Raw genomic sequence first — 9,363 nt, 5'->3', positions numbered from 1 at the left:
GGGCACGACCCGGGGCGCGGGCACCTGCGGAGGGCACCACCAGGGGCGCGGGGAACTGCGCAGTCCGGGATCGGGCATCGCGACGGTTTCGGGCCGGGCCCTGGTTTGTACGGCGAAGTTCCCCATGCCCCTGGGGTGCTGCCCCTACAGGTTCCCCCTACTTCAAGGGCACCGAGACCCAGGACGGGTCGTCGGCCGGGGAGCCGAAGGTGAGGGTGGCGAGGGGCGGGTTGTGGGTGATGTAGAGCGGGTCGACGCCGTCCACGACCAGGGCGAGGCGGTGGCCGGCCGGGACGTCGTAGGCGGTGGCCTGCATCCGGACGTCGGCGGTGAACCGCTCGCCGGGGGTGCGGCCGAGGAAGGTGTACGGCGCGTGGGCGACCAGGCGGCCGGTGCCGAGGGCGTCCACGTCGTACAGGTAGGCGACCAGGCTGCCCTGCCCGGCCGAGGGGGTCACCCCGAGGTGCAGCCGCACCGACCCGCGGACCCGCTGCGCGGAGCCGTACGCCTCGGACTGCCAGACGGCCGCGACCGGCCGGGGGAGCAGCGGCACCGAGACCGTGGGCGGCACCTTGAGGAACTGTTCGGCCAGGTTGGACAGGAAGATCACCCCGCCGTCCGCACCGGAGTCGAGGGCGGTGGAGATCGGCGTGGTCCAGCCGGTGCGGGCGGGGCCGGCGGAGAGCGGGCCGGTGCCGAGCCAGTCGCGGCCGCCGAGGTTCAGCGTCCTGGTGGAGCCGGTGACGGACCGCCAGTCGGGGTAGTCCTCGTAGCCGTCCTGGAGTTGGGGCCTGATGTGGACGGGCGGCTGCCGGTCGATGCCGTTGTCGACGCCCTTGAGGTGGTGGTCGAGCCAGGCCCGGGTGTCCGTCCAGACGTCGTTGGGCAGGCCGGCCAGGCCGGTGGCCTCGGCGGTGGCGTGGTCGCCGGGCCGCAGTTCGAGGCGCTTGGGCCCGGTGAGCCGCTCGTAGAAGTCGGTGAGCTGGTTCGGCGGGAAGATCGAGTCGCCCCAGGCGTTGGCGAGCATCACGGCGGTGCCGTTGCCGTTGAGCCGGTCGACGTAGGTGGCGGCGGAGCGCTGCGCGGCCCAGGCGCGGATCGCCGGCTCGTTCTCCCAGTCGCTGCCGAAGTAGCGGGTGAGGGTGGTCCGCAGTTCGTCGCCCGGGCGGCCGGTGAGGTACCCGGCGACGGCGAGCAGCCCGGCGGACTGCAGGTGCTGGGTCTCGTCGCTGAACAGCGAGTCGGCGAGGTCGGCCCAGCCGCTGAGGGCGGCGACGGTGCGGATCCGGGGGTCGAAGGCGGCACCGAGCAGGCTGATCCCGGCGCCGTAGGAGATGCCGGCCGTGCCGATCCGCTGCGGGTCGGCGGTGGTGTGGGCGAGCGCCCAGTCGACGACCCGGGAGACGTCGGCGACGTCGGGCGGCCCGGCCACCTCGATCTCGCCGCCGGAGCCCCAGAAGCCGCGCGGGGTGTAGGAGACGACGACGTACCCCTGGGCGGCGAAGGCGCGCGCCTGGGCGAGGTACTCGAGGTCGTTGAGGCTCCAACTGGACGGCAGGACGAGCAGCGGGTGGTGGTCGGCGCCGTCGCCGGGCTCGTAGACGTTGCCCTTGAGGACGACGCCGCCCTCGCCGGGGATGTCGGTGAAGCGGAGCACCGGTGAGGCGCTCGCTGCGGCGAGGGCGGGGGAGGCGAGCGGCGCGAGGCCGATCGGGGCGGCGGTCAGCAGGGCGGTGGCCAGCGCGAGGGCGGCGGCTCTCCGGCGTGCGCGTGCAGGCAGTGCAGGCATGGGGGCACTCCAAGGGACCGGTCTGCGGGGTGGGGGTGGGGGTACAGGACCGAGCTGGTTCACCGGACGGTAGCTTGTTGGACGTGATGTCAGTAACGGGTCGGACGGTATCGGAGCGATAACGAAACTACTGACGGGTAGTGGCCTGAGGCGCTGTTGTCCTGTCCACCGCACCTGTGGCAGAACGGATAGCTGACGCTGCCTCAGGAGGCCCGCATGAGAGCTCTGGCCCGAATCGCCCCGCCGATCGCCCTCGCCGGCTGCCTGGTCCTCGGCGCCGTCGCCCCCGCCGGGGCGGCCCCCGCGCAGGCCCCGCCGAAGGCGCCGGAGGCCGTCGGCCGGGGCGGCGCCGTCGCCAGCGTCGACGCCGACGCCACCGCCGCCGGCATCGAGGTGCTGCGCCGCGGCGGCAACGCGGTGGACGCCGCGGTCGCCACCGCCGCCGCCCTCGGCGTGACCGAGCCCTACTCGGCCGGCATCGGCGGCGGCGGCTACTTCGTCGTCTACGACGCCCGCACCGGCCGGGTCTCCACCCTGGACGGCCGGGAGACCGCCTCCCGCACCGCCGACACCTCGCTCTTCCTGGACGCCGACGGCAAACCGCTGCCGTTCGCCGACGCCGTCACCAGCGGCCTGTCGGTCGGCGTCCCCGGCACCGCCGCCACCTGGGAGAAGGCCCTGAAGCTGTGGGGCACCCGCCCGCTCGCCGAGGTGCTGCGCCCGGCCGAGCGGATCGCCGACCGCGGCTTCACCGTCGACCAGACCTTCCGCGACCAGACCGCCGCCAACGAGGCCCGGTTCCGCGACTTCCCGGCCACCCGGGCGCTCTTCCTGCCCGGCGGCGCGCTCCCGGTGGTCGGCTCGACGCTCCGCAACCCCGACCTCGCCGCCACCTACCGCCAGCTCGGCCGGGACGGCACCGCGGCGCTCTACCGCGGCCCGATCGGCGCCGACGTGGTGAACACGCTGCAGCACCCGCCGGTCGACCCGGCCTCCGGCCGCACCGCCCGCCCCGGCAAGGTCGACCGCACCGACCTCGCCGCCTACCGGGTGCTGGAGCAGAAGCCGACCAGGGTGGCCTACCGCGGCACCGAGGTGTACTCCATCGCCCCGTCCTCCAGCGGCGGCACCACCGTCGGCGAGGCGCTCGGCATCCTGTCCCACTCGGACCTGGCCCACCTGGACGCCACCCAGTACTACCACCGCTTCCTGGAGGCGTCCCGGATCGCCTTCGCCGACCGCAACCGCTGGGTCGGCGACCCCGCCGCGCAGCCCGTCCCCACCGACCGGCTGCTCTCGCCGGCCTTCGCCGCCGCCCGGGCCTGCCTGCTCGACCCGGGCCGGGCGCTGACCAGCCCGCTCGCCCCCGGCGACCCGTACCACCCGGCCGCCTGCGGCTCCGCGGGACCCGCCGCCACCGAGGCGTACGAGGGCCCGAGCACCACCCACCTGACCGTCGCCGACCGGTGGGGCAACGTCGTCTCCTACACCCTCACCATCGAGCAGACCGGCGGCAGCGGGATCACCGTGCCCGGCCGGGGCTTCCTGCTCAACAACGAGCTGACCGACTTCTCCTTCACCCCGGTCGCCCCGGGCGTGCCCGACCCCAACCTGCCCGGGCCCGGCAAGCGGCCGCGCTCCTCGATCTCGCCGACGATCGTGCTGCGCGACGGGCGGCCGCTGTTCGCCGCGGGTTCGCCCGGCGGGGCCACCATCATCACGACCGTGCTGCAGGTGCTGCTCGGCCGGATCGACCGCGGGCTGACCCTGGAACAGGCGATCGCCGCCCCGCGGGCCAGCCAGCGCAACGCCGCCACCACCGCCGCCGAGGCGGGCTTCCTGGCCCTGCCGGAGCGGGCCGGCCTGGAGGCGCTCGGCCAGGTGCTGGCGGCCTCCCCGGAGATCGGCGCCGCGACCGGCGTGGAGCGGTTGCCGGACGGCCGCTGGCGGGCGGCCGCGGAGCCGGTGCGCCGCGGCGGCGGCTCGGCGGCGGTGGTGCGGCCCGCCCGCTGACGGCCCGGGGTTGTCGGCGCCGGGCGGTATGTTCGGGGTGGGCGTCCGTCGGGCGCCCGCCCCGTTCGCGCGCGCCGCCCGAACGGCCGTACGCACCGTGTCGACATCGAGCCCGTACCACCGGGGAGGCCGCCCGCCGTGACCGTCCGCATCGCCACCTGGAACATCAACTCCGTCACCGCACGGCTGCCCAAGCTCCTGGAGTGGCTGGAGAGCGCCGCCCCCGACGTGCTCTGCCTGCAGGAGCTCAAGTGCGCCGCGGACGCCTTCCCCCACGAGGAGGTCCGGGCGCTCGGCTACGAGACCGCCGCGCACGGCAGCGGCCGCTGGAACGGCGTCGCGGTGCTGTCCAAGCTGGGCCTGGAGGACGTCGTCCGCGGTCTGCCCGAGCAGCCCGGCTACCAGGCGGACGACGCGCTGCTGCCCGAGGTCGAGCCGCGCGCGATCGGCGCCACCTGCGGCCCCGTCCGGGTCTGGTCGGTGTACGTGCCGAACGGCCGCGAGGTCGACCACGCGCACTACCGCTACAAGCTGGCCTGGCTGGAGACGCTGCGGCAGTCCGTCCTGGAGGACGCGGCCGGCGAGCGCCCGTTCGCGGTGCTCGGCGACTTCAACATCGCCCCGAGCGACGAGGACGTCTTCGACCCGGCGGCCTTCGCCGGCCTGACCCACGTCACCGAGCCCGAGCGGGCCGCGCTCGCCGCCCTCCACGAGGCCGGCCTGCAGGACGTCGTGCCCCGCCCGCTCAAGTACGACCGCCCGTACACCTACTGGGACTACCGCCAGCTCGCCTTCCCGAAGAACCGCGGCATGCGGATCGACCTGACGCTGGCGAACAAGGCCTTCGCCGACGCCGTCACCGACAGCTACGTCGACCGCGAGGCCCGCAAGGGCAAGGGCACCTCGGACCACGCCCCGGTGGTCGTCGACCTGGAGGTCTGAGGCGGCGGTCCACCCGCGGTGACGGTGCGGACCCGAACGGTCGCGTGCGGTGGCCGCGCGGGGCGGTGCTGCCTAGCGTCGGGCATGACCGGGTGCAGCCGACCGACCACGGGGCGACCCCGCCCCCGGCCGCATCCGAGAACCTGGAGGTCCGGCATGCGCATCCCGCGTACCGCCGCCGCCGTCCTCGGCACGACCGCCCTGCTCGCCCTCGCCGCGCCGACCGCGCACGCCACGCCCGCCGTGCCCGCGAAGGGGCCCGAACCGGCCAAGGTCACTCCGGCGCAGGCCGCCCCCGGCGAGAAGGTCACCGTCAACGTGGTCTGCCCGGGCAGCACGACGAAGACCATCACCGCCAGCTCGAAGGCGTTCACCGGCGGCACCGTCACGCTGACCGCGGGCCCGAACGGCACCTACACCGGCAGCATCGCGCTGCTCTCGGCGACCGAGCTCACCCTCACCGAGCAGGTCACCGAGAAGCCCGCCTCCTGGGGCGTCGACGGCAAGTGCCCCAACGGCGACGCGTTCACCGGCACCGTCGGCGTGCTGGCCCCGCTGACCCCGGCCGGCCACGGCACCGCGGCGCCCGAGCCGCACGGCAGCGTGGCCACCGGCGTCGGCGGCTCGGTCACCGGGACGAGTCCCCGGGAGCTGGCCACCGGCGGGGCGCTGGTCGCCGCCGGCCTCGGCGGCTTCTGGCTGCTGCGGCGCCGCGCCCAGCAGTCCTGATGCCGGCCTGTGCCCGCCCGCCCGGCGCCCCGTCCGATCAGGCCGGGGCGCCGAGTCGCGCCGCGTCGGCTCCGTCGGCGGCCTGCGGCTCCGTCCGGGCCTCCTCGGCCCGCAGCGCACCGCGCGCCAGCAGGTACTGCGCGGCGATGTAGGTCGCCATCACCAGCACGTTGTGGCCGGGCAGCAGCTTCCAGCCGGCCAGCCGGACGGCGATCAGGCTGTCCGACAGCAGGAAGAGGCCGCCGCCGATCCCGGTCGCGAGCCCCAGCCCGGCCGAGGAGACCGCGGTGGACGCCAGCAGCAGGCTGTACACCGCCACCGGGATCTGCAGCCCGCCGAGGTCCGGCCAGAGCTGGGAGATCATCGCCGCCCAGGCCGCCGCGTAGCCCGCGGCCACCAGCAGGGTCCGCCGCCGGTCCGTGAACGCGCCCTGCCCGGCGAACATCGTCACGTACGCGACGTGCGCCGCCGCGAAGGAGCCCATCCCGGCCAGGAAGGCGGTGTCCCCGCCCAGCTGCAGCAGCACGTCGCCCGCGCCGCTCGCCAGCAGGGCCGGCGCCAGCAGCTTGGGTGCCCGCTCCGCGGAGGCCAGGCTGTGCGCGGCCAGCAGCGGCATCAGGGCCGGCTTGGTGGCGTTCTGCAGCACGGTCGCGCCGGTGGCGATCGCCCCCAGGTGGGCCGCCGAGGTGGCGGCGAAGGCGGTGACGAGGCCGCGCGCGGCGCGCAGTCGTGCGGAGACGGTCATGCGGGGGTGCCCTCCGGGCTCTCGGCCGGTCGAAGACGATCAGGATGCCACGACGGTGAGCAGCACGAAGGCGGGTATCGACCACCGCACGACGTCGGGCAGGTTCGGCATGCGAGGACCTTAGGGGACGCCGGGCAGCGGCGGAAGGGGAGGTTACCCGCCCGTAGCGACGGTTGCCCGACCGGCCGGCGGAGGCGTGCCGTCCGGCCCCGGGCACCGTCTAGGCTGGGCTCCGACATGGAGCAGCACGAGTACGCGACCGGCGCCCGCGGGGCGGCCGGCGGCGTGGCGGACGGGCGCATGGGCGGGGCGGGGCAGCTCACGGCCCACGCGCTCACCGGCGCGTACCCGCAGGCCGAGCTGCTGGCCCGGCGCTTCGCCGACGCCGACGAGGCGGACGCGCACCGGCTGTTCACCGCCGTCTTCGGGCTCTACCCGGCCCGGCACCTCGGCGGCCGTCCCGCCGACCCGCACGGCCAGGCCGCCCGCACCAGCTGGTGGCACGGACCGACGGTCCACCGGGCCGCCTCGGCCGCCCGGCCCCGCGGCCTGCGCCGCGCCCGCCCCGACACACCGCCCGGACGCGTCCCGGCCCCCGCCGCCCCCGGCCGGCACCGTCGGCCCGACCGCACCCGGGCCGCCGCGCAGGGCGCCGCCGCGGGCGAGCGCCGCACCGCGGCCCGGCTGCTGCTCGCCCACCCGCTGGTCACCCCGGACGGCCCGCACGGCGCGGGCTTCCCGCTGATCCTCCGTCACGCCGACTGGCTGACGGAGCGGTTCGGCGAACTCCTCGGCTATCCCCTCACCGTCGGCCCCGCCCACGCCCGGCTGCACAAGGCCCCGCTGGCCGACCGCGCCGTGCCCGGCTTCGGGCCCGACGGGTACGCCGCCCTCGTCCTCGCCCTCGGCGCGATCGCCGACCGGCGGGTGCCCGACCTCGAACGGCCCGAGGTGCCCGCGCTGCTGACGGACTGGCAGGTCGCCACCGCCGGACCCGACGGCGGCCTCGCGCTCGACCGGGAACTCGCCCGCGCCCTGCTCGCCGCTCCGGCCCCGCCCGCGGCCGCGCCCGCCGGCATCCCGGCGCTGGCCGTCCGCCGGCTGCTCGCCGAGAACCCGGTCGTCCTCACCGACGAACTCGCCGCCCCGGAACGCGCCTGGCTGCTCGGCCGGCTGACCGCCGAGGCCGAGCTGTTCGCCGACTTCCTCGGGCTGGAGGCGGAGATACGCGCCGAGGGCATGGCCCTGCTCGACCCCGCCGACGAACTCTCCGACCTCGCCGACGGGCCGCTCGCCCGCACCGCACTGCTGGTCGCCGAACGCCTGGTGGAGGAGCTCCGCCCGCTGCCCGAGGAGGCCGCCCCGCCCGCCGTCCTCGTCCCCGACGCGCTGATAGACGGCACCCTCGGCGACGTCACCGACGACTACGGGCTGCCCGAACAGCCCGAGTGCGACTACCTCGCCGACCGCACGGCCCTGCGCCGCGACGTGCTCGGCCTGCTGCACCGGATGCAGCTGATCGCCCCGGCCGGCCGCAACTGGGTGCTCCGCGCCCCCGCCGCCCGCTACGCCCCGCAGGCCGAACTCCACCCCGCCCCCGGCGGCGGCCGCCACTCCCGCAACGACTGACGCCCGGCCCGGGGCGGCGGGGCGGGCTCCTCACTCCACGGCGCGGACGTGTTCGGCGACCTCGCGGAACTCCTGGACGGTGGCGTCGTACTCCACCCGCTGGCCGTCGGCCAGCACGTGCTCGGGGGCGTCGACGATGGAGTCGTAGTAGACGGTCAGCTCCGGCCCGCCGTCGTCGGGCTTGATGTAGCCGTAGCCGTGGCCGGGGTAGTACGTCCTGACAGTGCCGGTGGCCATGGGACCACCCCCTCGCTCAGGGGTCTGTGCCGATGACGGCAGTATCGGCCGCCGGCCCGCCCGGCACCACTCGATCGGCTCAGCGGGCCGCCTGCACCGCCTCGGTGCGCTGGTGGTGCCGGACGGTCTCCGCGGTGGCGGCCACGCCGAGGGTGCCGAGCGCGACCGACGCGGCGACGGCCGCGCAGGCCAGCCACCGCCGGTGGCGGCGGGGGAGCGGGAAGCGGGTGTCCCGCGGGGGAACCGGGGCGGATGGTGCGATCATGCTCCGGAGCGTGGCAGACCGGTGTGAAAGGCCGGCCACAACCGGGTGAAGTCCCGGCGGAAGATCGACGTCGAGTCCGTCGTCGCAGGTCAGGGCCGGTCCGTGCGGGAGCCGCGGTCGGCTGCCCGCATCCGTCCGGCGTACTACCGTGGAGCCGTGACCCCCGGAACGTCCGACGGAGGGGGCCGCGGGATCGTCAAGCCGCTGCCCCCGGAGTGGTTCCTGCCGCACGACGGCAACGCCGAGATGCGCTGGGGCGCGCCCACCGGCCCCGGCCCGCACACCCCGAACGAGCGGTTCTTCGTCCGCAACCACACCCGCACCCCGCGGATCGACCCGGACACCTGGCGGCTGCGGGTGCACGGCAGCGGTCTGCGCGGCCCCGGCGCGGCCTTCTCCCTCGCCGACCTGCACGCCCTGCCCGCGACCACGCTGGACGCGGTGCTCGAGTGCGCCGGCAACGGCCGCCGGTTCTGGGCCGAGCAGCAGGGCACCCCCGCCCCGGGCACCGCCTGGGGGCTGGGCGGCGTCGGCATGGCGGCCTGGCACGGCGTCCCGCTCGGCGTGCTGCTGGAACGGGCGGGCCTCGGCCCGGCGGCGGTGGACGTGCTGGCGGTGGGCCTCGACCCCGAGTACCGGGTGGGCGGCCGCAACCTCGGCCGGGTGCGCCGCCCGCTGCCGGTCGCCAAGGCCCTGGAGGACGTGCTCGTCGCGTACGGGATGAACGGGGAACCGCTGCCGCCCGACCACGGGGCGCCCGCCCGGCTGGTCGTGCCGGGCTGGGTGGGGGTGGCCTCGGTCAAGTGGCTCGGGTCCCTGGAGGTCTCGGACCGGCCGCTGGAGTCGCCGTGGAGCACCGAGTTCTACCGGTTGTTCGGCCCCGGGCAGCCGGCGGACGGCGGTCCGGCGCTCACCCGGCAGACCGTCAAGAGCGCCTTCGAGCTGGCGCCCGGGGCGGTGCTGGCCGCCGGCCGCACCCACCGGCTGCGCGGCCGCTCCTGGTCGGGGGCGGCC

General features: G+C 76.3%; 9 protein-coding genes. 5 read left to right on the top strand and 4 right to left on the bottom strand.

Annotation, left to right across the window (positions count from 1 at the left end):
• Positions 1–157: 157 nt before the first annotated feature.
• Positions 158–1,789: a CocE/NonD family hydrolase gene (locus tag ABZ641_RS17955; protein WP_359982896.1), complete on the bottom strand. Its 1,632-nt coding sequence runs from the start codon at positions 1,787–1,789 to the stop codon at positions 158–160.
• A 216-nt stretch (positions 1,790–2,005) separates the two neighbouring features.
• Between ABZ641_RS17955 and ggt the strand changes: the two genes are divergently transcribed.
• The 3 genes from ggt (at position 2,006) to ABZ641_RS17940 (ending at position 5,473) form a co-directional block, all read left to right on the top strand.
• Positions 2,006–3,802 carry a gamma-glutamyltransferase gene (gene ggt, locus ABZ641_RS17950; protein WP_359982893.1) on the top strand — a complete coding sequence of 599 codons (1,797 nt, stop codon included), beginning with the start codon at positions 2,006–2,008 and terminating at the stop codon, positions 3,800–3,802.
• A gap of 138 nt (positions 3,803–3,940) precedes the next feature.
• The gene (locus tag ABZ641_RS17945; protein ID WP_344627974.1) at positions 3,941–4,744 is read left to right on the top strand and encodes an exodeoxyribonuclease III; all 804 of its coding nucleotides are present in this window, start codon (positions 3,941–3,943) and stop codon (positions 4,742–4,744) included.
• 156 nt (positions 4,745–4,900) lie between these two features.
• A complete protein-coding gene (locus tag ABZ641_RS17940) occupies positions 4,901–5,473 on the top strand; it encodes a hypothetical protein (RefSeq protein ID WP_359982890.1) in 573 nt (190 codons plus the stop codon).
• 37 nt (positions 5,474–5,510) lie between these two features.
• Here ABZ641_RS17940 and ABZ641_RS17935 read toward each other — a convergent pair whose 3' ends face one another.
• Positions 5,511–6,218, bottom strand: a complete 708-nt coding sequence (locus tag ABZ641_RS17935) for a lysoplasmalogenase (protein WP_359982888.1) — start codon at positions 6,216–6,218, stop codon at positions 5,511–5,513.
• Positions 6,219–6,455: 237 nt separating this feature from the next.
• Here ABZ641_RS17935 and ABZ641_RS17930 point away from each other — a divergent pair, with 237 nt between their 5' ends.
• A complete protein-coding gene (locus ABZ641_RS17930; protein WP_359982886.1) occupies positions 6,456–7,847 on the top strand; it encodes a DUF2398 family protein in 1,392 nt (463 codons plus the stop codon).
• A gap of 30 nt (positions 7,848–7,877) precedes the next feature.
• On the opposite strand, the gene ABZ641_RS17925 is transcribed toward ABZ641_RS17930, so the two are convergent.
• Positions 7,878–8,084, bottom strand: a complete 207-nt coding sequence (locus ABZ641_RS17925) for a cold shock domain-containing protein (protein ID WP_344628316.1) — start codon at positions 8,082–8,084, stop codon at positions 7,878–7,880.
• Positions 8,085–8,163: 79 nt separating this feature from the next.
• The gene (locus ABZ641_RS17920; protein WP_344628315.1) at positions 8,164–8,349 is read right to left on the bottom strand and encodes a hypothetical protein; all 186 of its coding nucleotides are present in this window, start codon (positions 8,347–8,349) and stop codon (positions 8,164–8,166) included.
• 156 nt (positions 8,350–8,505) lie between these two features.
• Between ABZ641_RS17920 and ABZ641_RS17915 the strand changes: the two genes are divergently transcribed.
• Positions 8,506–9,363, top strand: an 858-nt coding sequence (locus ABZ641_RS17915) for a molybdopterin-dependent oxidoreductase (RefSeq protein WP_359982882.1), incomplete at its 3' end; no start/stop codon positions are given.

Source organism: Kitasatospora sp. NPDC007106 (assembly GCF_040634455.1).
Classification (GTDB): domain Bacteria; phylum Actinomycetota; class Actinomycetes; order Streptomycetales; family Streptomycetaceae; genus Kitasatospora; species Kitasatospora arboriphila.
The sequence above is the reverse complement of the archived record's forward strand: the minus strand, read 5'-3'. Positions and strand labels throughout refer to the sequence as shown.

Bases quoted from the DNA above. Each gene is read 5' to 3' on its own strand.
- ABZ641_RS17920 (WP_344628315.1), bottom strand. From the start codon at position 8,349: ATGATCGCACCATCCGCCCCGGTTCCCCCGCGGGACACCCGCTTCCCG.
- ABZ641_RS17955 (WP_359982896.1), bottom strand. From the start codon at position 1,789: ATGCCTGCACTGCCTGCACGCGCACGCCGGAGAGCCGCCGCCCTCGCG.
- ABZ641_RS17940 (WP_359982890.1), top strand. From the start codon at position 4,901: ATGCGCATCCCGCGTACCGCCGCCGCCGTCCTCGGCACGACCGCCCTG.
- ABZ641_RS17930 (WP_359982886.1), top strand. From the start codon at position 6,456: ATGGAGCAGCACGAGTACGCGACCGGCGCCCGCGGGGCGGCCGGCGGC.
- ABZ641_RS17925 (WP_344628316.1), bottom strand. From the start codon at position 8,084: ATGGCCACCGGCACTGTCAGGACGTACTACCCCGGCCACGGCTACGGC.
- ggt (WP_359982893.1), top strand. From the start codon at position 2,006: ATGAGAGCTCTGGCCCGAATCGCCCCGCCGATCGCCCTCGCCGGCTGC.
- ABZ641_RS17935 (WP_359982888.1), bottom strand. From the start codon at position 6,218: ATGACCGTCTCCGCACGACTGCGCGCCGCGCGCGGCCTCGTCACCGCC.